General features: G+C 53.0%; 24 protein-coding genes and 1 pseudogene. 12 read left to right on the top strand and 13 right to left on the bottom strand.

Annotated features, from left to right (window positions below):
* Positions 1–32: 32 nt before the first annotated feature.
* A complete protein-coding gene (locus NYE48_RS07280) occupies positions 33–1,730 on the bottom strand; it encodes a PrpR N-terminal domain-containing protein (protein WP_340997755.1) in 1,698 nt (565 codons plus the stop codon).
* Positions 1,731–1,914: 184 nt separating this feature from the next.
* Between NYE48_RS07280 and NYE48_RS07275 the strand changes: the two are divergent.
* From NYE48_RS07275 to NYE48_RS07260, 4 genes and pseudogenes are all read left to right on the top strand, one after another.
* Positions 1,915–2,512: pseudogene (locus NYE48_RS07275) on the top strand (histidine kinase dimerization/phospho-acceptor domain-containing protein); the annotation flags it as partial.
* 156 nt (positions 2,513–2,668) lie between these two features.
* Positions 2,669–3,502, top strand: a complete 834-nt coding sequence (locus NYE48_RS07270) for an STAS domain-containing protein (protein ID WP_445324062.1) — start codon at positions 2,669–2,671, stop codon at positions 3,500–3,502.
* A 21-nt stretch (positions 3,503–3,523) separates the two neighbouring features.
* Complete coding sequence (locus NYE48_RS07265) at positions 3,524–4,093, top strand: GNAT family N-acetyltransferase (RefSeq protein ID WP_340997750.1); 570 nt, start codon at positions 3,524–3,526, stop codon at positions 4,091–4,093.
* Positions 4,094–4,216: 123 nt separating this feature from the next.
* Positions 4,217–5,577 (top strand): IS1182 family transposase gene (locus tag NYE48_RS07260; RefSeq protein WP_340997748.1). Its coding sequence is split into 2 segments (ribosomal slippage): positions 4,217–4,787 and positions 4,787–5,577, totalling 1,362 coding nucleotides; the frame shifts between segments, so codons are not numbered across the junction.
* Between the two features lie 125 nt (positions 5,578–5,702).
* On the opposite strand, the gene NYE48_RS07255 is transcribed toward NYE48_RS07260, so the two are convergent.
* Positions 5,703–7,442: a glycoside hydrolase family 2 protein gene (locus NYE48_RS07255; RefSeq protein ID WP_341000613.1), complete on the bottom strand. Its 1,740-nt coding sequence runs from the start codon at positions 7,440–7,442 to the stop codon at positions 5,703–5,705.
* A gap of 279 nt (positions 7,443–7,721) precedes the next feature.
* Positions 7,722–9,143 carry a PAS domain S-box protein gene (locus tag NYE48_RS07250; protein WP_340997746.1) on the bottom strand — a complete coding sequence of 474 codons (1,422 nt, stop codon included), beginning with the start codon at positions 9,141–9,143 and terminating at the stop codon, positions 7,722–7,724.
* Between the two features lie 265 nt (positions 9,144–9,408).
* Between NYE48_RS07250 and NYE48_RS07245 the strand changes: the two genes are divergently transcribed.
* From NYE48_RS07245 to NYE48_RS07235, 3 genes are all read left to right on the top strand, one after another.
* Positions 9,409–10,149, top strand: coding sequence for a GntR family transcriptional regulator (locus tag NYE48_RS07245; RefSeq protein WP_340997744.1), 741 nt, complete (start codon positions 9,409–9,411; stop codon positions 10,147–10,149).
* A gap of 193 nt (positions 10,150–10,342) precedes the next feature.
* Positions 10,343–11,062, top strand: a complete 720-nt coding sequence (gene deoD / locus NYE48_RS07240; RefSeq protein WP_212950290.1) for a purine-nucleoside phosphorylase — start codon at positions 10,343–10,345, stop codon at positions 11,060–11,062.
* A gap of 27 nt (positions 11,063–11,089) precedes the next feature.
* Positions 11,090–12,424: an MFS transporter gene (locus NYE48_RS07235; protein WP_340997740.1), complete on the top strand. Its 1,335-nt coding sequence runs from the start codon at positions 11,090–11,092 to the stop codon at positions 12,422–12,424.
* 94 nt (positions 12,425–12,518) lie between these two features.
* Here the strand turns inward: NYE48_RS07235 and NYE48_RS07230 are convergent, their stop codons facing one another.
* Complete coding sequence (locus NYE48_RS07230) at positions 12,519–13,025, bottom strand: SRPBCC domain-containing protein (protein WP_340997738.1); 507 nt, start codon at positions 13,023–13,025, stop codon at positions 12,519–12,521.
* 219 nt (positions 13,026–13,244) lie between these two features.
* Between NYE48_RS07230 and NYE48_RS07225 the strand changes: the two genes are divergently transcribed.
* Positions 13,245–14,579: a catalase gene (locus NYE48_RS07225; RefSeq protein WP_340997735.1), complete on the top strand. Its 1,335-nt coding sequence runs from the start codon at positions 13,245–13,247 to the stop codon at positions 14,577–14,579.
* Between the two features lie 327 nt (positions 14,580–14,906).
* Here the strand turns inward: NYE48_RS07225 and NYE48_RS07220 are convergent, their stop codons facing one another.
* Genes NYE48_RS07220 through NYE48_RS07205 form a run of 4 tightly spaced genes read right to left on the bottom strand, consistent with a single transcriptional unit; the run spans position 14,907 to position 18,410 of the window.
* A complete protein-coding gene (locus NYE48_RS07220) occupies positions 14,907–16,385 on the bottom strand; it encodes a serine hydrolase domain-containing protein (RefSeq protein ID WP_340997733.1) in 1,479 nt (492 codons plus the stop codon).
* A gap of 47 nt (positions 16,386–16,432) precedes the next feature.
* Positions 16,433–17,542 (bottom strand): HAMP domain-containing sensor histidine kinase, encoded by a 1,110-nt coding sequence (locus NYE48_RS07215; RefSeq protein ID WP_340997731.1) that lies wholly within the window; start codon positions 17,540–17,542, stop codon positions 16,433–16,435.
* A complete protein-coding gene (locus NYE48_RS07210; protein WP_340997729.1) occupies positions 17,527–18,201 on the bottom strand; it encodes a response regulator transcription factor in 675 nt (224 codons plus the stop codon). Before NYE48_RS07210 ends, NYE48_RS07215 begins: the two co-directional genes overlap by 16 nt.
* Positions 18,198–18,410, bottom strand: coding sequence for a hypothetical protein (locus NYE48_RS07205; protein WP_036707912.1), 213 nt, complete (start codon positions 18,408–18,410; stop codon positions 18,198–18,200). The genes NYE48_RS07210 and NYE48_RS07205 overlap by 4 nt, the downstream gene beginning before the upstream one ends.
* 172 nt (positions 18,411–18,582) lie before the next feature.
* On the opposite strand from NYE48_RS07205, the gene NYE48_RS07200 reads away from it, so the two are divergent.
* Together NYE48_RS07200 and NYE48_RS07195 are read left to right on the top strand one after the other, a co-directional pair.
* A complete protein-coding gene (locus NYE48_RS07200) occupies positions 18,583–19,041 on the top strand; it encodes an N-acetyltransferase (RefSeq protein WP_340997727.1) in 459 nt (152 codons plus the stop codon).
* 46 nt (positions 19,042–19,087) lie between these two features.
* Entirely contained in the window at positions 19,088–19,639 is a 552-nt protein-coding gene (locus NYE48_RS07195; RefSeq protein ID WP_340997726.1) for a GrpB family protein, read from the top strand.
* 181 nt (positions 19,640–19,820) lie between these two features.
* Here NYE48_RS07195 and NYE48_RS07190 read toward each other — a convergent pair whose 3' ends face one another.
* The 5 genes from NYE48_RS07190 to NYE48_RS07170 are packed head-to-tail and all read right to left on the bottom strand — an operon-like array spanning position 19,821 to position 23,821.
* Positions 19,821–20,573 carry a LytR/AlgR family response regulator transcription factor gene (locus NYE48_RS07190; RefSeq protein ID WP_340997723.1) on the bottom strand — a complete coding sequence of 251 codons (753 nt, stop codon included), beginning with the start codon at positions 20,571–20,573 and terminating at the stop codon, positions 19,821–19,823.
* Complete coding sequence (locus NYE48_RS07185) at positions 20,573–21,766, bottom strand: sensor histidine kinase (RefSeq protein ID WP_212951911.1); 1,194 nt, start codon at positions 21,764–21,766, stop codon at positions 20,573–20,575. Before NYE48_RS07185 ends, NYE48_RS07190 begins: the two co-directional genes overlap by 1 nt.
* Positions 21,767–21,799: 33 nt before the next feature.
* Complete coding sequence (locus NYE48_RS07180) at positions 21,800–22,930, bottom strand: hypothetical protein (RefSeq protein WP_340997720.1); 1,131 nt, start codon at positions 22,928–22,930, stop codon at positions 21,800–21,802.
* On the bottom strand, positions 22,923–23,627 hold the full coding sequence (locus tag NYE48_RS07175) for an ATP-binding cassette domain-containing protein (protein WP_212951914.1): 705 nt from the start codon (positions 23,625–23,627) through the stop codon (positions 22,923–22,925). The genes NYE48_RS07180 and NYE48_RS07175 overlap by 8 nt, the downstream gene beginning before the upstream one ends.
* 8 nt (positions 23,628–23,635) lie before the next feature.
* Positions 23,636–23,821 carry a hypothetical protein gene (locus tag NYE48_RS07170; protein WP_212951915.1) on the bottom strand — a complete coding sequence of 62 codons (186 nt, stop codon included), beginning with the start codon at positions 23,819–23,821 and terminating at the stop codon, positions 23,636–23,638.
* Between the two features lie 250 nt (positions 23,822–24,071).
* Between NYE48_RS07170 and NYE48_RS07165 the strand changes: the two genes are divergently transcribed.
* Both NYE48_RS07165 and NYE48_RS07160 read left to right on the top strand, forming a co-directional pair.
* Positions 24,072–25,094, top strand: a complete 1,023-nt coding sequence (locus NYE48_RS07165) for a hypothetical protein (RefSeq protein ID WP_340997717.1) — start codon at positions 24,072–24,074, stop codon at positions 25,092–25,094.
* A 212-nt stretch (positions 25,095–25,306) separates the two neighbouring features.
* Complete coding sequence (locus NYE48_RS07160) at positions 25,307–25,897, top strand: hypothetical protein (RefSeq protein ID WP_212951917.1); 591 nt, start codon at positions 25,307–25,309, stop codon at positions 25,895–25,897.
* The last annotated feature ends 141 nt before the right edge of the window (positions 25,898–26,038 follow it).

The raw sequence follows: 26,038 nt of genomic DNA, 5'->3' as shown, positions 1-26,038 counted from the left end.
TTTAAACAGTTTATAGGAATCGTTTGGTAAAATCAGTCTTTTAACTTGCGCCAAAGCGTGGAACGGTTAATTTGCAGCCGTTTTGCGGCCTTCGTCTGGTTGAACCCCTCTTCTTCCAGCACCTTTTCGATGATTTTTCTCTCGATCTGATCCAGCGTTCCCTTTAGCAGTTCGGAGGATGCGCCGGATTCGCTTCCTTTGCGGCGCAGCAGCTGCTCGATCAGCGAATGTTCGATGACGTAGCCTTTTTCCAAAACGACCGCCTCTTGCAGCAGCACCTTTAATTCGGATACGTTGCCGGGCCAATCATAGTCCGCCAGCAGCTTCATGCCTTTCTCCGTCATCCGGATCGCCGAGGTGCCGAGCGTCTGGCTGAAATGCAGCAGAAACGTCGTGACCAGTTCCTTCAGGTCCTCTTTCCGTTCGGCCAGCGCCGGAACATGCACGTGAATGGTTCCGTCTTCGTATATCCTATGTTCCCCGGAAGCCTCCTCCTCAGTCATGGCAAAAATAAGCGTGAGCCCGCGCCTTTTTAACGCCTCGATTTTTTGCCACTGGATTTCCTCCCGGCCGCCCGGCAAACGGTCAAAGGCATGGACATACACCGTCCGGACCTCCTCGGGGATCTCCTCCGGGCTCAGCTCCCGCAAATCCGCCGCCTTCACCGAAGCGAAATATCCGTGCCCTTTCGTTTTGAGGTCATGCAAATGCCTGGCCAGCAATCTTTTTCCCGTTCCCTTCCCGCCAATGAAAATAAACTGGTCATATGTCACGCTGCGGCCGATCATCGTCAGGCATGTGTTCATGGCCTCGCTCTGATGGATGATCAGCGGGGCGGGCTCCCTATGAATCCGGAGTTTGTCTTCGGCCTCCCTGCGGGTCGGCTGCTTGAAAAATTCGCAAAGCCAATACGCCGATTCGCCGATTGCGATTCGGGTTTTGACCACTTGGACCGATTGTCCGTCAGGATCCGTTGCATGAACCATCTCCCGGCTTGGCCCGCCGGGTTCGGATGCGCCCTCGGCGACCGGAATGTCAAGTTCAGGCCGTGCGCTGAACGTTTTCCACTGCTCATATACCACGCTCCCGTTATCCGCTAACACCATCAAGTCGGACGCCGCGGCACGTAAAAACCCCTTCAGCCGCTCGATTTCCTGCCTGCTTTTCGCAAGCCAGCGCGAAACGGTCGCCGCTTCCTTGAACGCATCGAAAATGGATTCCCGGCCGGACTGGATCAAGATCCCGAGCAAGCCGAGCCGCGACGCCGTTTCGAACGTCACCACGTCGCCCATGATCAGCTGGTACCCGTCTTCTTTTAACTGCCGCAATAACGCTTCCGTTTCGCTCTCGTCCCGGATCGTGAACATATCGATCGGAATGTCGAGCAGGTCGATAATCGCTTTCGCGCCGGCCGTAATGGCCGGAAACCCGACGATCGCCTTTTTCCTCGGAAAATCGTTCGCCAGCGTAAGCACCCGCAGCATGTCGTAACCGGACACGCGCACGTCGATCACCGGGATGTCGACCGCTTCGCTGATCAGCTTGGCCGTTCCGCCCCGGCTGATGATGCAATCGAAGCCTTCGGCTTCCGCCTGCTTGGCCAGCGCGACCCCTTCCTGCAGATTGCCTGTCCGGATGGTCAGATCGAGCTCGCTCTCCTGCTTCCTGCACTCTTCTATTAAGTTCTCCATCGCCGCATACGGGGCTACGAACAGAGCTTTGATCTTCATGTTAACCACACCTATATCCTTTACTTTTGTATTTCAGTCATAACATATCGGCCGGACCGATGCAACGAACGCCTGACGCAGTCCAATTGCGCTATACCATTGTCGGAAAATATATATTAAGATGATATCAAGAAACGAGCACTCAGCGAGAAAGGGCTGATAAACGGTGGAACGACGTAACCATATGCAAAACGATATGCACTTGACCCAGTTGGCTTCAGTCGGGCAAATCGCAGCAGGCATTGCCCATGAGGTCAAAAATCCTCTAACGGCCGTCAAAGGATTTCTCCAGCTCTTGAAAGAAAAAAATGATGCGAACTATATCGACATTGCCCAGTCCGAACTGGAGAATGCCATTGACATCCTGCAAAATTTGCTGCAAGTTTCCAAACCCGATCTGAATAACGAGCCCACCGAACCGATTGATTTGACCGTCGAACTGGAGTCGATCATTCAGCTATTTCAAGATCAATTTTATCGGGTGCATTTGCAACGGGAGCTCCGGGACTCGGGCAATTTTATTTACGGCAGGCGCAATCAATTGAAAAAAATGTTTTTCAACTTGATCAAAAACGCGTTCGAAGCGATTCCGGACAAGGGCACCGTCACGATCGGCCACCAGGCCTCCGATAATCATATCACCGTTTACATAGAAGACACCGGCAGCGGAATTCCGAAAGAAAAGCTCAGCCAGTTAGGCACTCCTTTTTTTTTCGACGAAAGAAAACGGCACCGGCATGGGACTTACGCTTGTTTTTTCCGTCGCCTACCAGCATAAAGGGGAAATCTCGGTCAAAAGCGAAGAAGGCGAAGGAACGAGGTTTACGATCGTTTTTCCGAAAGGCACCGGCAACACCGGAATAAAAGAGGTGAATCGTTTGGACCTGGAGACGTTCAAAGGGGGCAATTTATCCGAGTTTTTCATTTACAACCGCGACATGTTCGAACAAAGGCTTTTGTCCGAGGCGGTTACCGTCAGGGATAAAATCAACGAGATTTTGGACATCGGAAACTTCAACCTGCTGGATAATGCCCATAAGCTCGTGCTGTATATCGTTCAAGGAAAAGAATACGAGGTCGTCTCCTTCGCCAAGGCGGAGGGCATCACGTGGGCGAAACATTCGCTGACCCTGGCCTTCAAATTGGAATGGATCCAGGCGGTACGGCGCGTCATGTGGGAGTTTCTCTACAACTACGACAGGATAAACGGCCATACGACGAACAAAGAACAGTTTTACGGGCTGGAGAAGCAGATCAACGAACTGATGGATCTTTTTTTAAGCCATTTTTTCATGAATTATTCCCAATTCAAAGATGATCTGATCCGGACTCAGAAGGAAATGGTCATGGAGTTGTCCGTCCCGTTCATCCCGCTCAGCCAGTCGATTTCGATCCTGCCCCTGATCGGCTCGATCGATAACGTCCGCTACGATATCATGGAAGAGAAGATTCTGGATCAAATCGGCAAAGAGAACATCCAAACGCTCGTCATCGATTTGTCGGGAGTCGTCGGCATCGAAGCCGAAGCGGTGCACCGGCTGATCAACCTGATCGACGGGATCAAAATGATGGGCTGCAAGACGATCATTACGGGACTCCGGCCGGAAATCGTCAAAATGATGATCCGAAACGGGTTGTCCTTCGAGTCCAAGGCCGTGACGAAAGGAACCTTGCAGCAAGCGCTGGCAGACTATCTGACCCATTCGAAGCTGGGCGGCCGGCAAGACCGGGAATTGCTCCCTCCTTCTTCGGGAGCCGCGCTGAATCTGTAGGAATACGGGGAGTGAAAAACGATGTTGATGGACAGCCCGGGAAACATCATGTTAAAGCGCCTCCTGCCGGAACATGCGCAGGAGCTGCTCGAACTTCGGATCCGCAACCGCCAATATTTGCAGCCGTTCGAGCCGATCCGCGACGCGTCTTATTTTACGGCGGAAGGCCAGGAAAAGGATATTTTGACCGGAATGGGCGATAAGGATCAGGCGACGTCGGTGTTATTCGGCATTTTCCTGAAGGAAACGGACGAGCTGGCGGGCAGGGTAGCGCTCACCGGAATCGCTCGCGGCCCGTTTCAAAACGCAAACCTGGGGTATTTTATCGGGCAAGAGCATCGCGGAAAAGGACTCATGACCGAAGCGGTGCGGCTTTGCGTAGAGTATGCCTTTGAGGAAATGGGCCTTCATCGCGTTCAGGCCGGCGTGATGCCGAGAAATCGGCCTTCGCTGCGCGTGCTGGAAAAGGTCGGATTCCGGCGCGAAGGACTTGCCAAACGATATCTGCAGATCCATGGCGTGTGGGAGGATCACGAGCTGTTCGCCATGACGCGGGAGGATTGGGAGGAACAAAAACAACCCGGCTCATAAGAGTCGGGTTGTCAGGCTGTCGAGAAAGTCTCGACAGCCTTCTTTATGTTTATTTATTTTAAGACAGCACCGCGTTAATGTTGTATAATATAGATAACTACTCATGAACGGATGGTGTCTTGAATGCTGAGATCTAATCGGGAAAAACAACAAAGCTACGAATTCGTGTCAATTGAAGAGCTGGTTCCACAGGATCATTTGCTGCGGAAAGTGGACAAGTATATCGACTTCTCCTTTATTGACGATAAGGTTCGTCCTCTTTACTGCGCAGATAACGGGCGGCCAGCCATTGATCCGGTCGTTCTGTTTAAGATGATTTTTCTCGGTTATTTTTATGGCATTCGCTCCGAACGCCAGTTGGAACGCGAGATTCAAACGAATTTGGCTTACCGCTGGTTTTTAGGTCTTGGTCTAACCGATAAAGTCCCAGACCACTCCACCATTAGCTGGAACCGGCGGACTCGATTTAAGGATACTGACATTTTCCAGGAGATCTTTGACGAAATCGTCCTCCAAGCGATCTCGCACAAAATGGTGGGCGGGCGTGTGCTCATTACCGATTCGACTCACGTAAAAGCCAATGCCAACAAGCACCACTATACCAAGCAGGAAGTTCTGCAAAACACCAAGGACTATATTGACGAACTCAATGAGGCTGTGACGGAGGACCGCAAAGCGCACGGAAAAAAGCCCTGAAAGTACGAGAGGAAGTGAATGGAACCAAAGAAATTAAAGTGAGCACCACCGATCCGGACAGCGGCTATATGATACGCGACGGCAAACCGGAGGGGTTCTTTTATCTCGACCACCGGACGGTAGATCTTAAATACAATCTCATTACCGATGTCCATGTTACGCCAGGAAATGTCCACGATTCGGTTCCGTATTTGTCGCGATTAGACCGCCAAAGAGAACGTTTTGGATTCAAGGTTGAAGCTGTAGCCCTGGATTCCGGTTATTTAACTACGCCCATTTGCCGAGGTTTACAGCAGCGAAAGATTTTTGCCGTTATTGCACACCGGAGATTTCATCCGAAGCAAGGTTTGTTTGCCAAATGGAAGTTTACTTACGACGCTGAAAGTAACACTTATATCTGCCCGGAAAAACACCAACTGACGTACCGGACTACCGACCGGAAGGGTTACAGGCAGTATGCGTCAGACCCGGAACATTGCAAGACCTGCCCGATGCTTGCGCAATGCACTCATTCCAGGAACCACCGGAAGGTACTGACCCGACATGTCTGGGAAGACAGCAAAGACTGGGTGCGAAATAACCGGCTAAGCCGAGACGGCAAGCAGTTGTACCGCAAACGAAAAGAAACGATTGAGCGAAGCTTCGCGGATGCCAAAGAGCTCCATGGGTTTCGCTATTGCCGTTTGCGCGGACTCTCAAACGTTACGGAACAAGCGTTGATGACGGCCGCCGTGCAGAACATGAAGAAGATGGCGATCCACCTGGATCGCCTGGAAAAGAGGGGGTAACCCTTCTTTTTTAGCAACTGCAAATGAAAACAAGAGAAACCCAACGTCTACAAGACGTGGGTTTCTCGACAATCTGACAACCCGGCTCATAAGAGTCGGGTTGTTTTTGTTCACCGTAACGTCCGTCAATCTTCGATCGCAGCCTTGCGGGAATTGATGCGCCGGATGGTTTCAGGGTCAAACTTGGCGCGCCTGTCGTAGGTATACAGCCCGTTCACTTCCTGCTCCACGTCGTACAGCTGGGTATAACAAAATCCGAAGATCATCGGATGTTCCAATAAAGCGCTTGTCAAACCCTCGTAACGCTTCATAAACGCTTCTTCGGAATCGGGTCTGTCCCCGTATCCCCATGCCCTGTCGTCCTTTTGATCGGGATTCCACCAAATGCCGCCGTACTCGCTGACGAAATAAGGCTGCCCCTCGTACGTCTGCCGGTCCGGGAAGGTGTTGTACGCCTCCCCGCCGCTTTTCATCGGTTCCAGCTTGGCCCGGAACGTCTCCGGATTTTGGTCATAGTCATGGATGTCGAAAATATCGGTGACGACATGGAAGTTGCCGCTGGTATCGATCACCGGGCGCGTCGGGTCGATCCGTTTCGTCATCTCGTACACGATGCGCAGCACGTCGTCGTTTTGCTTGACGCCGTCCTGATCCCAAGTCTCGTTAAACGGGCACCAGCCGATCAGGGCAGGATGATTGAAATCGCGCTCCACGCCTTCGACCCACTCGGGCAAAAACCGCGCAAGGCCTTCGGCGCCGGTAATATCCAATCCCCAGTTGGCATGTTCGCCCCATACCAGGTAACCCAGCCGGTCCGCCCAATACAGGAAACGCGGCTCGAACATTTTTTCGTGCAGCCTGGCGCCGTTGAAACCCAGTCCCATCGATATTTCGATATCCTTGCGGAGATCTTCGTCGCTTGGAGCGGTGTAGATGCCGTCCGGATAAAAGCCTTGATCCAGCACAAGCCGCTGGAATACGGATTTGTCGTTGATCCGGAACGCCATGCCGTCGAGCCTTACCGTCCGCAAGCCGAAATACGATTCGACCGTATCGCCGATCCGATCCTGCTTGTTAAGGGACAGCCGCAGATCGTACAGCCTGCCGTTGCCCGGCTCCCACAAGTGGATTTCCGATAACGGAATCGTAAGTTTGACCGCAGGCCCTTGGATCAGCGCGCTGGCACGGCCGACGGGTTTACCGCCGTAAAACGCGGCGGCTTCGAGGTTGTCTCCGGCCGCATTGCCGGCGATCTTCACTTCCAGATGGACGCAGGCGTTGCCCGGATCGGCCACCAGCTTCATGTCCGCCAGATAGGATTCAGGCACGTGCTCCAGCCACACGGTTTGCCAAATCCCCGTCGTGCGCGTATAGTCGCAGCCGTGCGAATGGTACCTTCCGCTTTGCTTCCCGCGCGGCTGGCGCCCCGAACGGACATCGTCTTCGGCATACACGGTCACGACGTTCGTCCCCGGCAGGACGTGCGAGGTGACGTCAAAAGCGAAAGAGGCGTATCCTCCGCGATGTTTGCCCACGGAAGCTCCGTTGACCCATACCTCGGTTTCGTAATCGACGGCGCCAAAGTGCAGCAAAATCCTGCCGTCCTTCCACGTTTCGGGCACCGAAAACTCCCGTTTATACCAAACGGCCGCCATGAAATCTTTGTATTCCACGCCGGACAGCTTGCTCTCGGGGCAAAACGGGACGGTAATCGTTCCCGACAGCCGATGCGCGGGCTCCGCATATCCGCGTTCTTTTCCGCTTTTGCCGTGATCGATCTCAAATTGCCAGGGCCCGTTTAAATTGAGCCAGCTGCTGCGCACCCATTGGGGGCGGGGGTATTCGGGACGGGGAATCGAAGACATCTGTTCCACTTGCAAAACTCCTTTGCAATAAAAATCGGATGATTCATTTAGTTAACATATAAGTTAATCATTAATCCATCAATTCTCGAGTAGATCATAAAATAACCGGTCATTTTAGTCAACATTTTTCTTTTTGATTAATTTATACATTAACTAATGAATGCCATTTTCAACCTGCTCACGCAAAAAGCCACCGTTCCTTTAAACGGAACGATGGCGGTTCATGAAGCGCATTCGTTTTCAAATGGAGAAAAACCCCCGCGGTCCGGCATGAACGTTTCAGGCGGGCAATATGACGTCGATCGTGGTTCCTTCATTGACGACGCTGTTGATGTTGATGCCCCCTTTATGGTCGCCGATGATTTTGTAGCACATCATGAGGCCAAGCCCCGTCCCCTTTTCCTTCGTCGTAAAAAAAGGCTCGCCCAACCGGGGAAACTCGCTTTCGCTGATGCCGACGCCTTCGTCGGCAATGCGAATCATGACGCTGCCTTCCTGCACGCGGGCATGGATGCGGATCACCCCGCCGCACGGCATCGCTTCGATGGCATTTTTCAAAATGTTTACGAATACCTGCTTGATTTCCATTTCCGAGCATTCGACCAAAGGAAACCCGTCTTCCACTTTGGTGCGGATTTCTATATTGTTCAGGGCGGCCTGGGCCTCCAGCAGGGTGATGACGCTGTGCAAAATTTGGACGAGGTCTTGCTTTTGGAATTTCGTGCGAACCGGTTTGGCGATCACCAAAAATTCGTTGACGATGCTGTTGATCCGATCGATTTCGGACAACATGATGTCAAAGTATTCTTTTTTGTTGACCCGCCCGGACTGCATGATTTGCAAAAATCCGCGCAGCGAGGTGAGCGGGTTCCGGATCTCATGCGCCAATCCGGCGGCCAGTTGGCCAACGGCGTTCAATTTATCGGCTTTGCGGTAAAAATCCTCCGATTTTTTCCGTTCGGATATGTCCCGGGTAATGCCGGTCAAGGCGATGATGGCGTCATTTTCGTCTTTGATCGGGGACAGCGTCAGAAAAACGTGAATGGTTTTGCCGTCCTTCCGCGGCCTCACCGTTTCGAAATGGATCGCTTTTTGGGTATGCAGATGTTTGCAAATTTCATCAAAACGGTTTTCCAGATGGGCCGGGATCATCGGCGCCTGCCTCCCGATCAGCTCGCTCTCCGGCCAGCCGTAAATTTTCTCGAAGGCATGGTTGATGCGGATGACTTTGCCGCCAACGTCCATGATGCAAATGCCGTCGACGGAGCTTTCGTACAACGATTCCAGCAATTCCTTCGTTTCCCTCAGCTCTTGTTCGCGGGTTTTCAGTTCCGAAATGTCGACGCAGGAGGCGATCAATTCCACGACCCCCCCGAGTCTTCTCATCGGCTGCAGGGAAACCAGATAAAACACCCCATGAAACTCGCTTTCGTAAATGATCCCTTCCTTCCCCTGCCATGCATCCCGGTAAAAAGATTCCTTGTAAGCCGCCAATTCGGCGGGATAGAAGTCTCCCAGCCGTTTTCCCGTGACCTCCTGAGGAGTCAGACCTATTTTGGATAGCAGCCGCCCGCTGCAAAACGTATGTATGAACTGCCCGTCGATCTTTTTGACCTTAAACGTCATTCCCTGCTGCTCGGACAACATTTCGATCAATTCAGAAGAAGAATACTCCAAAAACTCACGCGGCGGTTTCCCCATCGGCATCCACTCCCTCGGTCGATAATTAAATTTTTAACATTTCATTCGACGAACGGACACCCGCCTCCTTCCCGGGAGACATTTAAAAAATCCGGTTTCGAAAGCTGCATTCCGGCCGCGGCTAGGATCGAACCGATTTTAATTCCGCCCGGCCATGTTATAATAATCGCAGGTTACATGGAGCTTGAAAAACGGTGCTGCAATCGGCAAGGCATGATACCGCCAGATTCAGAGCAGCCGAATTCATCATTATGGGTGTGAAAACATGGAAGTCAATCAGGCAGGATTCAAAGAAAAAAAACCGCTGTACATCAAGGTGTACGACGAACTGTACAAACAAATCATGAACGGTACCTATCCTTGCGACAGCCAATTGCCTACGGAAACGGAACTTGCCAAAACGTTCAAGGTCAGCCGGATGACGCTCAGGCAGGCGCTGGCGCTTCTGCAGGATGACGGGCTGGTCAGAAGCGTGCACGGCAAAGGCAGTTTCGTCACCAGACATCGGCAGGCAAACAAAACCGCAGGTTTGGAGAAAATCGGGAACCCGATTTACAAATGCCTCGCCGAACCCATCGACCAGATCGAACTCGACTTCAGACTGGATTTGGAAAGCGAATATACCCAGGAGATTTTGAACAGAAGGGCCGCCGCGGTCGTGGCGATCGAACGGTGGTATAAAAGCAAGGGGGTTGCCGTCGCGTTTGCGTTTACGTTTATGGCGATCGAAATCGTGTCGGAATTGAACCTGGATCTGCAGGATACGAGCCAGCTGATGGACCTGCTCGAAAACCGGGTATACGAAATGGCTCATTCCGCATCCATTGAAATCAAACGTTCGAGCGCGATCAATTCCCCGTCGCAAAAATACATCATCGCCGGGGGAGCCGATCAATGCGACTTAATTCTGGAGAGCCTGTACGCCAACGAGGAGCATCCGATCGTCTACAACAAATTTTATATCCCCGAGGAATCCAGCGTGATGAAAATCAACGCCGTCAAATAGCCAAGGATAAAAAAACAGTATCTTCCTTTGAAAGAGGGGGATACTGTTTTTGCGTTTGTTTCCGTCAAAATCAATGCCGAACGCCGTCAAATTTTGTAGTTGAACAACAAGCGCTTTATGTGGTATTTTTACATATTACAAATTATACAACTAACCATACAACAAACATAGTTGTAATAAGGAGACTGAGAACATGAAAACGCAAGCACCGAAGGAAACCCCTCACATTAAACCCAACGGGGCGGAAATCGCCGAAACGATCCTGCTCCCCGGCGACCCGCTGAGAGCAAAATTCATCGCCGAGACTTACCTGGAGGATGTCGTCCAGTTCAACGAGATTCGCGGCATGCTTGGCTACACGGGTACCTACAAAGGAAAGCGCTTATCCGTGATGGGAACGGGCATGGGCACGCCGAGCATGAGCCTGTATTCCTGGGAACTGATTCACGTGTTCGGCGTCAAAAACCTGATCCGCATCGGGTCCGCCGGGGCCATCCAGGATCATTTGCATCTGAACGACATCGTCTTGGCGATGGGTTCCTCGACCGATTCCAATTATATGCATCAATTTAACGTTCCTGGGCATTATTCCATTACGGCGTCGTTCGATTTGCTTGAAAAAGCCAAAAAGATCGCCGACGCAAAAGGCCAGAAGGTCCATGTCGGCAATGTCCTTTCAAGCGATATTTTCTACAACGTCGATCCGACCGCGCTCGAAAGATGGAGCAAGATGGGCATCTTGTGCGCCGAGATGGAATCGGCAGGCCTGTACCTGAATGCCGCCTACGCCGGCGTCAACGCGCTTTGCATATTGACCGTAAGCGACCATATCTTCAGACATGAGTTCCTGTCCGCCGAAGAAAGACAGACATCTTTTACGAACATGATGGAAATTGCCCTCGAACTCGCATAAACAGATCGGCAAAGGAGATTTTATGGCATGAACCCGACTCATCACGTACCTGACGCTCAGGCTTCTCTTGCGAAAAAAGCGGTTCCCGTTTTGTTGATATTTTTTGTTTTTTCGTTGATCATCGATAACTCGTTTAAGTTGGTTTCCGTCGCCATTGCCAAAGATTTGGGGATCTCGACGACGACGGTCAGCTGGCAGGCAACGTTAGCCGGCCTCGTGATCGGCATCGGGGCGGTCGTCTACGCGTCGTTGGCCGATTCGATCAGCATCCGCTCGCTGCTTGTCGCAGGCATCGGCTTTATCACCGCCGGATCCGTCCTGGGTTTCGTCTTCCAGCATTCGTTTCCGCTGGTGCTCCTCTCCAGAATCATACAAACGGCGGGCCTGGCCTCCGCGGAGACGCTTTATGTCATTTATGTCGCCAAACATTTGCCCAAAAACGAACAAAAAAGATTTCTCGGTTACAGCACCAGCAGCTATTCGCTCTCGCTGGTCATCGGATCGCTTACGGGCGGTTTCGTCTCGACCTATTTGAATTGGGCTGCGCTGTTTTTGATCCCGTTGTTGTCGATCGCCTTGCTGCCGCTGATCCTGAAATATATGCCGAAGGAAGAATCGAAAAAAAGCCGCGTCGATATCGTCGGGCTGCTTCTGATCGCTGCGATCGCGACGTCGGTCATGCTGTACATTACGGACTTCTACTGGATTTACATTCTGGTTTTGGCCGCTTCGGTCGCGTTGTTCCTTTTGTATATCAGCAAAAGCAAACACTCTTTTATAGACATTGCTTTTTTCAAAAACAAAAGGTTCGTATCCGTATTGGCCGTTGCTTTCATTATTTATTCGGTGCAATTAGGTTATATCTTCCTGTTTCCGTTCCTATTGGAAAAGGTTTACGGCCTCCACCTGGATACGATCTCGCTGCTGCTCATTCCGGGATACGTAACGGCGGTGGTCGTCGGGGCATCGTCCGGCACGATCTCCAAGTACCTGTCCAATAAACAGTCGGTTTCGATCGCGATGATCATGATCGCGGCAAGCCTGATCTTGCCGGTGCTGCTTTACGGAGGACCTGTCATCGTGTACGTGATTTCCATGATGCTTTTTTCAGGTTCCTTTGCTTTTATGTACGCCCCTTTGCTCGATTCGTGCGTAAGCGCTTTACCTTCCAGCCAATCGGGAACCGTGATCGGATTTTACAATTTGACGCTGAACGTCGCGACATCGATCGGCATCACCTACACGGCAGCCATGATTGAATCGGTATCGTTTAAAACGATCTTGTCCGCGCTTTCCTTGATTACGCTTTTGGCTTTGTGCGTGTATGGGCTTCTCATCGGAAAAACGAAAGAACCGGCATAACGTATGCCGCCTTCCACGAGATAGATACGAAAAAGGGCGAGGCTTCCACCCTCACCCTTTCTTTTTGCATAAAAAACCTTGCGTAAAAAGCCGCTTATCGATTCGCCTGCAAATGCTCCTCAAGCCGATCCATCGTTTCCGTAAATCCTTGTTCCATTCCCATATCAAGCACCTTTTGAAGCGCTTCGGCGGATTCGTATGCCGCGTGGTTCACGAATTTCGTTTTGCCGTCATGCTCTTCGAACGTCAACGTGATCAGAGGGGCCGGCATGCCTTCCGCAACGTTGCCTTCGGCATCGGAGAAATAATCGACATATACGATTTTTTCGTTTTTCACGATATCCTGATAGACCCCTTTGCCCCAGGATTCAAAACCGTAAAAATCGCCTTGGTTCGGATCGACGCATTTCATGCAATAATGCCAGACGCCGCCCGGGCGGAAGTCGACATGGCAAACCGGGACGGTCCATCCGCGCGGTCCCCACCACTGCTTCAAATGCTCGGCATCCGAAAATGCCTGGAACACCATCTCGCGCGGCGCATTGAAAATACGCTCGATGAACAACTCTTTGCCTTCCGCTCTCACCGTTTGTTTTAACATTCTATTTCCTCCCCAAATGGATTGTTTCCACCGAATGTTTCTCGTTAGCCTTGCTATGGTTATAATATAACCCTTTAGGAATATTCTCGTCAAGGAATATTTTGAATATATTTTAGAAATTTATTTCTTCCGTGCGCAATATACTGTTTATATAGCCAGCATGGCACCGAAGCTTATCTTCATTCGGTTTTTCGAGAGAACCACTGGGGAGGTCGAAACATGAAGGATAAAAATGAATGGTCGGGAGACGTTCCGGCAGCTTTCCATTCGCAGACGGTTGGCGAGGACGGTCCCGTCTTGGAACAGGACAATATCATGCATGAGACGCTGGAAACCTTCATACATAGCAAAATTCCGGAACGGCCCGTGCACGTCAAAGGCTACGGCGCTTTCGGATATTTTCATACCATACATCCCATGGCGGAATATACCAAGCTCTGCTTTTTGCAGCAGCCCGGCCAGCAGGTTCCGGTCACCGTCAGGTTCTCGCTTGCCGTCAGCACGAAGGGCACCCCGGACACTTCCCGCAACGTGCGCGGCTTCTCCACCAAATTTTATACGGAGCAAGGCGTTTTCGATCTGCTCTGCAACCACATCCCGGTATTTTCCGTCCGGGACGCCATGCGTTTTCCGGAAACGATCAACGCCTTCCTCCCTTCCCCGAAAAACAATCTGATCGACCCCGAACGCTTCTGGAGTTTCGTCGCCAGGGCGCCGGAGTCCACGAACTTTCTCGTCTGGCTTTATTCCGACGTAGGCACGGTCAGAAGCTTCCGCTTCATGAAGGGGCACAGCGTCAATACCTTCGTTTGGCGGAATGCGCAGGGCGTCCGCACATACGTGAAGTACCACTGGATCCCTTTCCGCGGAGAGCAGTACATCGATCGGCATGAGGCCGTCCGGCTGGCCGGCGAATATCCCGATATTGCGGGCAAAGATCTGCACGATACGATCGCGGCGGGAAAAACGGTCGATTACGGGCTTTACGTGCAGCTGATGGACCCGGAAGACGCCGCCCGGCTTCCCTACAACCCGCTGGACGATACCAAGATTTGGGACGAGAAGCAGTATCCTTTGAAACCGGTCGGACGGCTGATCCTCAACCGAAATCCCGATGACTATAAAGAGCAGGTGGAAAAAATCGCCTTTTCGCCGTCGAACCTGCTGGAAGGCGTCGAGCTGTCCGACGACAAAATGCTGCAGGGCCGCGCCAACATTTATTGGGATTCGCAGCGGATGCGCCTCGGTCCGGATTTCCGCAAGCTGCCGGTCAATCATCAGGAAAACTGGTCCCCGGAAGCGCTCGTCACCAGCGGCGGCGGCAGATTCGTGCAAGGAAAGCTGGTGCGCGCCGACCTGACCGAACCGGATGATTTTGCGCAAGCCGGCGAGTTTTACCGCACGCTTTCCCAGGTGCAGCAGGACCATCTCGTGGATAATCTTGCGGCCGATCTGGCAGGCATCTCCCCGGAAACGCGGCGCATCGTATTGGGGTATCTGAGCAGCGCTGATCCGGAGCTGGGAGAACGGGTTTCGCGGCAGATCGAAACGTAACTTCGGAACGTAACTTCGGAACGCAACTTCGGAACAGCGACATGCCCGGATTCTAAGATTCGCGCTCGTGAACATCATTGGGTCGGTCGCTTGAGAAACCGAAAAAACACCGGTATCCCCGGTGTTTTCAGGCTGTCGAGAAACCCCCTGTTTTTTTGCAGGGGGTTTAAAATTGCCTCGTCGGTCACTGAAGTAGGGGTCTCAGAGCGCTTTAAATCGATTTTTATTTTAAAAGATATGATTCCCCATATAAAAAATAGAGTGTCGAAAAGTCCGTTGGACTTTCTCGACACTCTGAAAACACCGGTATCCCCGGTGTTTTTTTGGTTATGCGGATATTCCCGATCCGCGGCGCGTTTTTCGATACAGCACGCAGCGGCAGACGAAGCTTGCGATGCCGGCCAGGGACAGGAGCCCCAGCCATAACATGACGGACGGCAGCGTCATCCATATGCCATGCCAAGGCAGCACCCTTCCGCCGCCGATGAAAGTCACTATCGGCGATAATAAGGCCAGTATCAACATCGGCAGCAAAGCCCGAATCGCCGCAAAAATCAGCTTCCGGCGGGACATCGCGGCCCGGTTTCGATGCTTGATTTGCCTATAGAGCGAAAACCCTTCCCACAGAACGGTAGCTGCCATCAGCGCCATCAGCACCGTTTCCGCATTCCGGCTGTTCACCGCCGAAACTTCGGCTTTCCCTCCGTCCATGATGTCGGCGATGCCTCTGAGAAACGCAGAATAATCGATAAATGCGTTGAGGCCGGCATCAAACATAATCGCGATCCCCAACCGCTGATCCAGATCAATCGTTTCTTCCGACTTATACGTCCAAAGGATGCCCGAGTGGGAGATCGTCCGGCCGACGTCCGGCTCATCGGACGCGAGCCATCCCATGCCGTACGGCCCCTGCTCCCCCGCGGCATGGTACTGCTTCAAGAGACCGGGGGAGAGCAACTTGGCATCGTATTGCGCACGCATCCATTTGGCCATATCCTCGGCCGTGGAAACGACGCCGGCGGGGCCGTCGATAAACCATGGGGGCTCTTCTTGGGCGACCGGCTTGCCCAGCAGCACGTAATGCCCTGCCGGAATGGCCGGATTGGCGTTGATTTGTTCGGTGGCGCTGACGTTGAACGTGTCCTTCATCCCCAACGGCCCAAAGACGCGATCATGGAGATAGTCGGAAAAACGCTGTCCGCTGACCCGCTCGACCAGCAGCGCCAGCAGCTGGTAGTTCGGATTGTGATAGCTGTATGTTTTTCCGGGATCGGCCGCAAGCTTTACCCCGTTCAGCGAAGAGGCGACCTCCTCCAGCTTCCGGAAGGGGGTTGGCCTCGTCATGTCCGGATTCGTTTTGTCGTTCAAGCCGCTGGTCTGATTCAGCAGATGGCGGATCGTGATGCGGTTCACGCGCTCATCCGCAGGCTTTATATCCGGAACATAGGAGACATACGGCGCATCCAGGTCGATCCGCCCCAGGTCGGCCAGCTGCAGCACGGCCAGCGCCGTCATCGATTTGCTTAAAGAGGCGATCGGCATAGGCGTCGCCGCCGTGATGCCTTTGCCGTCCGAAGGCGTGCCGTAACCTTTCGCATAAAACGTGCCATCCCCCTTCGCGATCGCCAAGGACGCGCCGGGAATATGGTTCAGCTTCATATTTTTTTGAACGTATTCGTCGATCTCGGACACCATCTCCGCTCGGCTCCGGGTTCCGGCAGCGCCGGCGGCGGATGGCCATGCGGCGGCCAAAACGGTCATCATGCAGATGAAGCACGCAAAAATTGTTTGGTTGAGGCGATTCATATCAAGCACTCCTTATCTTGGGATAAGGCTATGCTATCTTACAATTTTCAACGATTTATCAACTCGGCATAAAAACTTGCGGTTACCATGCCGCCGCCAAGGGGACCGTTTGCGGCCCGCAATCCGCCCTGATGTTTCCGGCAAAGCACTGAGCAGATATATAATCCCAATCCTTGATGCCCGCTTGCTTCCGGTCCCTCGCTCCGGTAAAAAGGGAGCAAAGCCTTTTGCAGCGCTTCATCGGAGAACCCCGGGCCGTCATCCCCGACGTTGATCGTCAACATGCCGTTTGCTACAACGTACTCGGCTTCGATCCGGCCGGCGGCATAACGCGCCGCATTGGCCATCATATTTTCGAACACCTGCATCGCAAGATCCGCATCGACAAACACCTTCGCCGAATCCGCGGCTTGGCGCGAGCCGAACGTTTTCCCGTGATGGCCGGCGATCCGCCGGGCGGTGTCATCCAGCTGGCCGGTCAGGAGCGCGAACGCCGTCTCCCGCCGGTTAACCGGTATGTCCTCCAGCTTCTGAATCGAGTTCATGGCCTCTACGTAACGCTCCATCCGCAAAATGTGGGTTTGCATCGTTTGCATCGTTTCCAGAAGTTTTTCCTCGGAGATCTTTTTTTGCGGCAAATAAGCGGCAGTGAATTCAACGTATCCTTTCATGACGGAAAGCGGCGTCCTCAGATCGTGGGCAAAGATGGCATTCAGTTGATTGCGTTCCTCTACCGAACGCCATAGGGCTTTAAAATTGTTCTCCATCTGGCTGCGCATCTTTTCAAACGCCCGGCACAGCTCGCCCATCTCGTCCCTGCCGTCATAAACCACATGAAACCCGAGATCGTTCGCCGATATTTTCTCCGATGCGCTCATGAGCACGTCCAAAGGTTTTTTTAATTTCAGCCGATAAAAAAGACTGCCCATGATGACCAGGCCGATGCCGACCGTCAGCAGCATGGCCGCGATCTGGGCCGGCAAAACCCAATTGTTCCCGTAAGGATGGCCGGCAAAACGCAGCTGAAGGCGGGCGGCCCAATCGAATTCGAACACGATGGCAGTTAAAACGGCGGCCAAGTAGAGGCAATGAAACAGGATAAACGTTTGCAGCATGCTCATATTTTTCAATCGAAAACGGCTTAGGATTTTCGCCATTTGTATCCCACCCCCCAGACGGTTTCGATCCAGCCCTCGCAGCCGTGCTCCTTCAGCTTGTTCCGGATGCGCCGGACGTGTTCCGCGATCACGGAGCTTTCGCCTTCTTCGTCCGGCCCCCAAACCCGTTCGTAAATACGCTCTTTATCAAAAACCATGCCGGGATGCGCGGACAGAAGCTCGACGATGTCGAACTCTTTTTTTGCCAGCGGAATATGCCGGCCGTAACCGTACAGCGCCCGCTCCGAATAATCGATGGCCAGCTCTTCGCTGAACCTGACCGAAGATTTTTGCCGGTTCCTCATTTCCCGGCGCAGGTGCGCTTCCACCCTGGCGCCCAGTTCATGGATGCTGAACGGCTTTTGGATATAATCGTCCCCGCCGGCCTGAAAACCGGATATTTTATCGGCATCCTCCAATCTTGCCGTCAGAAATAAAATCGGGCAGGACACGAAGCTCCGGATCTTCCGGCATAAGTCCAAACCGTTCATTTCGGGCATATTGATATCGAGCAGCACGATATCCGGCTGCTTTTCAAGCTTCCGCAGCGCCTCGTTCCCGTCCTTTGCCGTCATGACGGCGTATCCGTTGACCTCAAAATAGTCCGACAACAGCTTGCGCAGGTCTTCTTCGTCATCGACGATCAAAATATGGTTCATCGTTCCTCCCTGATCCACGGCTCGAAATGATTGCCTAAATCTAAATGCACTTCTTTTATTATAATCATATAGATTCGCTTGTCCGTAACAAGCGCAAAAAGGACAGCTTCCCGGATGGCCCGTTGATACTTGCGCATGATCAGCTCGTATTTGGCCGGATCCCCCGCGAGAATGTCGGACACGATCTGAGGCAACTGCAAATCCTGCAATGTCTCTTCCCCCTTTATATCTATTCCTACGAACGGAACCCGCGCCCATGTGACAGACTCTCCAAAATAATGAAACGGGCCGTATCCGGCGGGACCTTGCTGTGTTTCTATTCTTTCGATGTATTGACACCGTCCAGGAAAACTTTTACACTCGGTCTGGATTACAGAAGCAATGAAAGGAGTCGAAACGATGCAAATCCGCCTCATGAACGAAGAGGATATGGACGCCGTCATCAGCCTATGGCTGGCCGCATCCGAACAAGCGCACCATTTCATCGATGGCGCCTATTGGCAATCCAAGCAGGAGGACATGCGCAGCGTTTACCTGCCGATGGCCGAAAGCTACGTGCTGGAGAACGAAGGGGAAATCGCAGGATTTATTTCGGTCGTTCAGCATCTGCTCGCCGCTTTGTTCGTGCATCCGGACCATCAGGGCAAAGGTTACGGCCGGGCCCTGATGGAATACGTCAAGGAACGCGTTCCGAAACTCGAGCTCAAAGTATACAAGGATAACGAAAATGCGATTCATTTTTATGAACGTCAAGGCTTTTCCGTCTTGGAGGAAACCGTCGACGAGGAGACGGGACAAGCCGAATTCGTCATGGGATGGCAGGCTTCTTCCTGTTCATAGCCCCCTCGCCGCAACCTCTTCCTAAAAAGCGAAAGGAGAATGAACCGTGCCCGGGCAAAATCGTTATGCAGTCCATGTCGTTCCTTACAGCGCCGCATGGCCTTCGGCATTCGAAAACGAGAAAAACAAACTGTCGCAAGTTCTGGCTCCCCATCTTGTTGCCATCGAACATGTCGGCAGCACCTCCATCCCCAATCAAGATGCAAAACCCGTCATCGATCTGTTCGCTGCCGTTCAGCCGTTGCTTGATGAACAAGCTTACGCATCCTTGCTGGGCAGCTCGGGTTACCGTTACGTCGAAACGGGCATGACCGGGCGGCATTTATTCATGAAAGAAGCTGGCGGAATGCGCACTCATCACCTGCATCTTCTCCCCAGCGAAGGATTTTACGAAAGAAACGAATTGCTGTTTCGCGACTACCTCCGGGACCACCCTGAATTCGTTCTGGAATACGGCGAACTTAAACGCGCCTTGGCCGAACGATACCCCTCGGATCCCGACGGGTATACGCGCGCCAAAACCGGCTTTATCCAGCGCGTGGTCGACCTGGCTCGCACCGAACGGGGATTGCCTCTTCAAAATGTATGGGACTCATAGCCGGACGTCCTGAGCTTGAAGGGATAGTCAAGGTCAGGTAAGCAGGCTTTGCGGCCGCCAGGATTTAGCGTAAAATTTGCGCATCCCCTTATAGCAAAAAACAAGCCGACGATCGGTTCTGCACCGAAATCGGCTTGTTTTTGCTTTTGCCAAGTCGCCGGCCTCATCGCCTTCAACCCGTCTACGGGGATCCCCCCATCCTCTCCTTCATCGCCTGAACCAGCCCGCCGTAATACCGGAAGGATACGTAACAGGTTTCGCCGTTTGCCATCAGGATGATCCGTTTCCGCTTGTCAATTTCGCGTATATTGTCCAGATTGACGATGTATGCCTTGTGGCAGCGGTAAAACCGGTCGTCCAGCTGCGTTTCGAGCTCCTTCAACGTTCCGTAAAATTCGATCTGCCTGTTTCGCTCATGCAGCTTGATTTTGTGGGGCAAAAACGACGTTTCGAAAAAAAGCACGTCCTCATATTTGACGTTGATGATGGATTCCTCGGTTTCGATCGTCATCCGGCGCGGATCGCCGCCCTTTTTCAAATGCCGCTCATACGCCTTGCAAAGGCAGTCCTCCAGCCTCAAGGCGAATTGGCCGGGGTCGTCCTTGATCATAAAATCAAACGCCTCCACTTTGTATTGGAAGGTCAAATAACTCAGCTCCGAATGGGTGGTGATAAACGCGATCAGGCAATCGGGGTTCCGGTCGCGCAGCATCCCCCCAAGCTGAATGCCGTTGATGTCGGCTTTCAGATCGATGTCCAGCAAAAACAAGGACGGATGGCCGTCCTTCCCGGACTGTTCGAGCAATTCGCGGTAATCCCCCGTCGAGCAGGCCACCTCCATATCCAGCTTGTGCTTGATGATCGAATGCGTCACGAGCCGTTCGATTTGTTCGCGCTGCCGCTCGTTATCCTCGCATATATAAACGTTAAGCATCACGTCATCTCCTCTGCTTTCGGATTCGTTTGTTCGCGGACGGCTGTTCGGACCGCAAGCCGCTGCGTCAATGTCATCGATTCGGGATCGATTTCCGTGTCCAGGATGGCTTCGGGATATTTGCGGTCGAGCAATTCGCGCACGGCGGGCAAACCGATGCCCCGGTTCTCCCCTTTCGTGGAAAATCCCGCTTCAAACATTTTATAGATCGGGGGCGTCCGTTCCGGGCAGCTGTTTTGGACGATAAACAAAACCTTGTCCTTACGGGATACGATCCCCAGCCTGATGATCGGTTCCGTCGTTTCCCGGGCGGCTTCGATGGCGTTGTCCAGCAGGATTCCCATGATCCGGCACAAATCAAGCGCGGAAATGTCCACCTCATGGATGTCTTCCTCGATGTCGACAAACACGTCGATTTGCTCCGCGAGAGCCTTCAACATTTTCGAGGAAATCATGCCCTTGAGCGGCGTGATCTTGATGCGCCCAAGCAGGGACAGCCTCGTGTTCATCTGCAGCAGCTTGTCCGAATAAGCGCATACGTCCCGATAGAAATAGGTTTTCAGTTCCTCGTATTTTTCTTCCTCGATGAACCCCTGCAGGGTCGACAAAATGTTGGCATAATCATGTTTGAATATCCGCATGTCATGCAGCACGTCCTCCAGGGAATCCGCGTATTTTTCAAGCTGCCCCAGTTCCTGCTTCAATTGCCGCTTCTCCATTTCTTTTTTGAACGTGTATGTATATAGCCGGTGGCTTGATACGATGACCGCCATATAGACGGTCAGCAGCAGGGTGTGCAGCACCATGTCCTGTCCCCCGCCGGCATTGGCGAAAAAAAAGAGCGAAAGATAGACGCCGCCCATCATCATGCACATATTGCCGAACGTGATCCATATGCGCTGGCGCAAAGAGAACAGATGCTGCGCCCCAAAGCCGTTCCGGCTCCCGCCGCCCCGAAATAACCTGCCGGCCAGATACGCGACGACCCCGATGAACGCAAACAGGAAAAGCTGTTCCGCGGCCGGGTCCCGGACCTTCAGCATCTCGCCCATAACGATCCGGCTGATTTGCATGGCGAACAGGCAATTCACGAAATTAAGCACGCCGAACAGGGCCGCTGCCGCCGCGTCTTTCGTTTTCAAAAAAAACAGCACAAAAAACAACAGAACAATCCATGCCGTACTAAAATCCATGCCGAGCCACCGGCTTCCGCACACCAAATTCCATTACCCTTGGGCCCTCCCTTTTCGGATTGCATACAGAAGGCACCCTGCAAAAACCATCTGCAAGGCCCCTGCAAACCAGATCGACATATAAGAGTATACCATCAAGGGAGCCGAGACGGTGACCGAGATCAGCCACAGCATATACTTCCGTTTATGTTCGAACATTTGGCGGGGATGGCTCCAATCGTAATTCGGCCGCTTCATATCGTAATACAGCTTGACGAGCGTCGTTAATCCGAGGGATATCGCCATCATCGCAAGCAGCCCCCGGCGATCCAGGCCGGGCCCAAATGCGCAAACGATGCCGTAGGCAGCGGCATATAAGGGAAACATGATCGCCAAGGCGAATATATATTTGCCGGCGAATAGGCCGCCGCGGGACACGGGCAGCGACAGGAGCAGCTGGCGGTACGGTTTCTCCCAGGAAAACAGCACCCCGGGAGTCGAGCACGTCGACAGCAGCACCAGCAAAAACAGGATCAGCTCTACGCCGGCGCGGGAGACCGCGGTGGACATGTATAAGAAAAAAACCAGAAACAGCGAGTATCCGGCATGGTTCAGGAAAAGCACCTTTTCGCCCGCAAAACGCACGAACTCTCTTCTGATCCAGCCAAACTTCATCGCCGATCTTTCGGGCCTGGACCGCAAAAACCCCCGGTCGTCCAAAAAGAAGACCGCGCTTATGCCGCACCAGCACGCTGCCAGCCCGGCGGCCGCGCACATCAGCCCCCCGCCGGCGCCCTCCAGCAACGTAATGTTTCTATAGGAAACGTTTGAGGCAAGAATGGCCAACACAAAGGGCATCACCCGGAGCCCGATATGTTTGATCCATACGACGGCGGCATACAGCAACATCAACGCGGTTTTCCCCACCGGCATGGCGAGCAGCAGCTTGTATTTCCGGTCTTTGAGCTTGGATAAACCGGACAGCAAGGACAAATACAGGGCGGCGGCGGCCGTTCCTTTCAAGAGGACACCGAGGGATCGGGCGTGAACAGCCGTGTATTCCGAAGGAACGACGCAAAACAGGACGACGATGAGCACGAGGATCGCCGCCAATTCCTTCAGCGGCCGCCTCCCCTTGATTTCGTCCAGCAGCAGCACGCGAAACAAGGCGCGAACGTCATTCATGGCCGATCACCCGGAAAAACGCCGCTTTGACCTGCTCTTCCCCATGTACGGCGACGGTTTCCCGTATCGTTCCCTGGTGCAAAATCAAAGCTTCGTCGCAGATCCGGCTAACGATGGGGAATAAATGCGTGGACAGCAGCACGGCATTCCCCCGCTGCGCATAAGCGCGCAGCTCCCCGTAAATCCGTTCGATCGCGACGGCATCCAGGCCGACCAGCGGTTCGTCCAGAATCAGCAGCGGACATTCCAGCAGCAGCCCGTTGATCAGTGCCGTCTTCTGCCTGTTGCCCAGCGACAAGGCGCCGATCTTCCGGTGAAGGAACGTCTCGAAGCCGAAGGTCTCGCATAACGCCGCCAACCGTGGCGAATCCACCGTTTTTCCGTATAAGCGGTGCACGAAATCCATAAAAGCAAGCGGCGACATTTCGTCGAACAAGGCGGGATGATCCGGTATGAAATACCGATAACGCTTCACCCGCTTGTCGTTTTTGCCCGTCAGCTTCTCGCCGCAATAACGGACCTCCCCGCTGTATTGGCCGTGAATCGAAGCCAGGACGTTCAGCAGCGTCGTTTTCCCCGCGCCGTTGGCGCCCAGCAGCGCATATACTTTTCCCGGCTCGATTTCCAGATTCACCTGCCGGATCACCGGCGCATGTTTCGTATACCAGCCCGTTACATGCCTCGTTTCAAGGATCATGTCCGCACCTAACCTTCCCGGTCCGGGCTTTTGACCGCGCCGTAAAGTTTGGCCGCCATGGCGAGCGCAACCACAAATGCCGCGGCGGAGAACAGCAGATTGCTTTTGACCGCATATATGATGCCTGCGCCTCCCCATACGGCGACCATAATGCCATAAAATAACATTTTTTTCTTTTTGGAATTCAGCAGCATCGCAGCTCCTCCTTCGACGTTGGTGCCGCCATTGTAACATCTTGAACGGTACTCGCTTGCCGTTTTGTCTTCTTCGGCAGCTCATTCGCAGCGACAGTGCTTCCGAAGGGCTCCGGCATGACGTTCAGGACAAAATCGGAGACGTTCAGGATAAGCTTGCCTAAAAATGAAACATATCCCTGATTTGATTCGTCTAATATCTCGTAAACCACGAATACATCTGTGGATCAAGACACAGGAGGGAAACAAAATGAAAAAATTCAAATCCATCACTTTATCCGCTGCGGCCCTGTCGCTGCTGCTGTCGGCCGCTCCCATCTATGCTGCGCCGCAGACAAGCCAGGCCGATGTGCAAATAGCGCAATCCGCCCCTGCCGGGCTGGATCAGGCAACGCTGAACGAATTGACGAAAGTTTTGAATAAGCTCGCCGGAAAGGGCAAGATCGATTTCACGCACGCGGATACCTCCGGAGCCACCTGGATCATCAGCGGCTACGTCAACGGGGCCGTGAAGGCGGAATTCGAGCAGATGTACAATCCGGCCAAAAAACGGGTCGAGTCGACCAGCATCATTTACAAAACTTCCAATACGAACGCCGTGCTGGGAGCGACGCTCGCCAACAAAACGGCCTCGTTCCTGAAAACCTTCGATACCGACCGCAAATTCAAAACGGAAGCCATCTGGCGGGTGTACTCCCCTTATCAGGATAACGTTCCGCGGAACTACTGGGTTCTCTGGGGGAACAGCCAGAGCCTGTACATCGATTCGGATCAAGGCAACCAGATCACGGCCAGCATCACGTATCCTTTGAAGGACATGAAAGCGGCCCTGGTCAACAAGGCGAACCGTTCCCTGAAATCGCTCGGCAGCCACGTGATCAAACCGCTCCAATTTGCTTCGCGCGAGAAAAAGGGGGACAAGGAATTCGTCTGGAACTTCCAGGACAACGAAAATGCCAACCATGTAGCGATCGGCGTCAAAACCGGCAAAGTGTGGGAAGTGGAAAATCTGCATGGCCAGGATTGGGCTAACGACCAGGATTTCGCCAAATCGTTCGCCAAACCCGTGCTCAGCAAAAACCAGGCCCTTGCCGCGGCCAAACCGAAAGTCAAATCCATCTTCGGACTTCAAATGAACGGTTATTCGGTACAGATCAAGAAAAACGAATACACCTTCACCAAAAAAGGCGCTCCGACCATCACCGGAAAAATCAACAAAAAAGGAGCGTTCTACGCCCTTAAGGTAACGCCGGTGAACGGCGTTCGCAACTGATCCCGTCGGAGGAAATAAAAATAAAGTTCTTTGCGGTGAAAGACACCCGGGCCAAGAAGATATGCAGCGGCCCGGGTGTCTTGGACTTTGCGCGTCGCATGCCCTTGCCGAATGTTCGCAGGGGTTGCGACGCTTTTGCAGCGTTAGGCCCTTCAGAAGAGGCAGCATTGCAGGGTTCAAATCGTTTTCTATGGAATGGAGCGTGAATCAACATGTGCGAAAATGAATTATTGAGGCGCCAGGATCAGCTGCAAGCCGAAGCAAACAGGGTAGCGGAAGAGCTGGACATGGACGATCTGCTGTCATTAGCCGGCAATCCGGTACGGGTCGGCAGCGCAGCTCTCGGATTAATGGCATGGAGGGATCTGGACATAACCGTGGTCTGCCCCAAACTCGACATGGATCAAGTGGCGGAGATCGCCACGATGCTGATGGTCAAGCAGGGCGTCAGGGAGCTTCGCTTCCTGAACGATACGGGGATCTGGAATACGGATATCAACTACCCCGACGGGTTTTATATCGGATTAAAATACCGGGCCCAAAGCGGCATGGATTGGAAACTGGATATATGGTTCGTGGACGAGCCGGACAAGCAGCCGGACCTGAAGCATATTGAAACGTTGCCCAAGCGGCTCACCCCCGAGCTGCGCGAATCCATCCTGACGATCAAACATGCATGGGCATCGCGCCCCGAATACGGAAACGAAGTGAAAAGCTTCGACATATATACCGCCGTGCTGGACGATCACGTCAGGACGCTGCATCAGTTCGAGGAATGGCTGAAAAGCAAATCCCGTTCGTAACAACCCGTGATTCAGAAGGGAACAGCCGCAGGACCGGAAAAACCAAAGCGGCGGACGCTAAAACCGGCCATGCAAGCTTGAGGAGCGGCCCGGAAGGGCTGCTTTTTTGCTGTGGAAGCTTAGAAAAAAGCATAAAAAAGC

It is taken from the genome of Paenibacillus sp. FSL M7-1455 (assembly GCF_038004655.1).
Classification (GTDB): Bacteria; Bacillota; Bacilli; order Paenibacillales; family Paenibacillaceae; genus Paenibacillus_AQ; species Paenibacillus_AQ cookii.
The sequence above is the reverse complement of the archived record's forward strand: the minus strand, read 5'-3'. Positions and strand labels throughout refer to the sequence as shown.

Coding starts and splice junctions, on each gene's coding strand:
- NYE48_RS07280 (WP_340997755.1), bottom strand. CDS start 1,730: ATGAAGATCAAAGCTCTGTTCGTAGCCCCGTATGCGGCGATGGAGAAC.
- NYE48_RS07270 (WP_445324062.1), top strand. CDS start 2,669: ATGTTCGAACAAAGGCTTTTGTCCGAGGCGGTTACCGTCAGGGATAAA.
- NYE48_RS07265 (WP_340997750.1), top strand. CDS start 3,524: ATGTTGATGGACAGCCCGGGAAACATCATGTTAAAGCGCCTCCTGCCG.
- NYE48_RS07255 (WP_341000613.1), bottom strand. CDS start 7,442: ATGTCTTCGATTCCCCGTCCCGAATACCCCCGCCCCCAATGGGTGCGC.
- NYE48_RS07250 (WP_340997746.1), bottom strand. CDS start 9,143: ATGGGGAAACCGCCGCGTGAGTTTTTGGAGTATTCTTCTTCTGAATTG.
- NYE48_RS07245 (WP_340997744.1), top strand. CDS start 9,409: ATGGAAGTCAATCAGGCAGGATTCAAAGAAAAAAAACCGCTGTACATC.
- deoD (WP_212950290.1), top strand. CDS start 10,343: ATGAAAACGCAAGCACCGAAGGAAACCCCTCACATTAAACCCAACGGG.
- NYE48_RS07235 (WP_340997740.1), top strand. CDS start 11,090: ATGAACCCGACTCATCACGTACCTGACGCTCAGGCTTCTCTTGCGAAA.
- NYE48_RS07230 (WP_340997738.1), bottom strand. CDS start 13,025: ATGTTAAAACAAACGGTGAGAGCGGAAGGCAAAGAGTTGTTCATCGAG.
- NYE48_RS07225 (WP_340997735.1), top strand. CDS start 13,245: ATGAAGGATAAAAATGAATGGTCGGGAGACGTTCCGGCAGCTTTCCAT.
- NYE48_RS07220 (WP_340997733.1), bottom strand. CDS start 16,385: ATGAATCGCCTCAACCAAACAATTTTTGCGTGCTTCATCTGCATGATG.
- NYE48_RS07215 (WP_340997731.1), bottom strand. CDS start 17,542: ATGGCGAAAATCCTAAGCCGTTTTCGATTGAAAAATATGAGCATGCTG.
- NYE48_RS07210 (WP_340997729.1), bottom strand. CDS start 18,201: ATGAACCATATTTTGATCGTCGATGACGAAGAAGACCTGCGCAAGCTG.
- NYE48_RS07200 (WP_340997727.1), top strand. CDS start 18,583: ATGAAAGGAGTCGAAACGATGCAAATCCGCCTCATGAACGAAGAGGAT.
- NYE48_RS07190 (WP_340997723.1), bottom strand. CDS start 20,573: ATGCTTAACGTTTATATATGCGAGGATAACGAGCGGCAGCGCGAACAA.
- NYE48_RS07185 (WP_212951911.1), bottom strand. CDS start 21,766: ATGGATTTTAGTACGGCATGGATTGTTCTGTTGTTTTTTGTGCTGTTT.
- NYE48_RS07180 (WP_340997720.1), bottom strand. CDS start 22,930: ATGAATGACGTTCGCGCCTTGTTTCGCGTGCTGCTGCTGGACGAAATC.
- NYE48_RS07175 (WP_212951914.1), bottom strand. CDS start 23,627: ATGATCCTTGAAACGAGGCATGTAACGGGCTGGTATACGAAACATGCG.
- NYE48_RS07170 (WP_212951915.1), bottom strand. CDS start 23,821: ATGCTGCTGAATTCCAAAAAGAAAAAAATGTTATTTTATGGCATTATG.
- NYE48_RS07165 (WP_340997717.1), top strand. CDS start 24,072: ATGAAAAAATTCAAATCCATCACTTTATCCGCTGCGGCCCTGTCGCTG.
- NYE48_RS07160 (WP_212951917.1), top strand. CDS start 25,307: ATGTGCGAAAATGAATTATTGAGGCGCCAGGATCAGCTGCAAGCCGAA.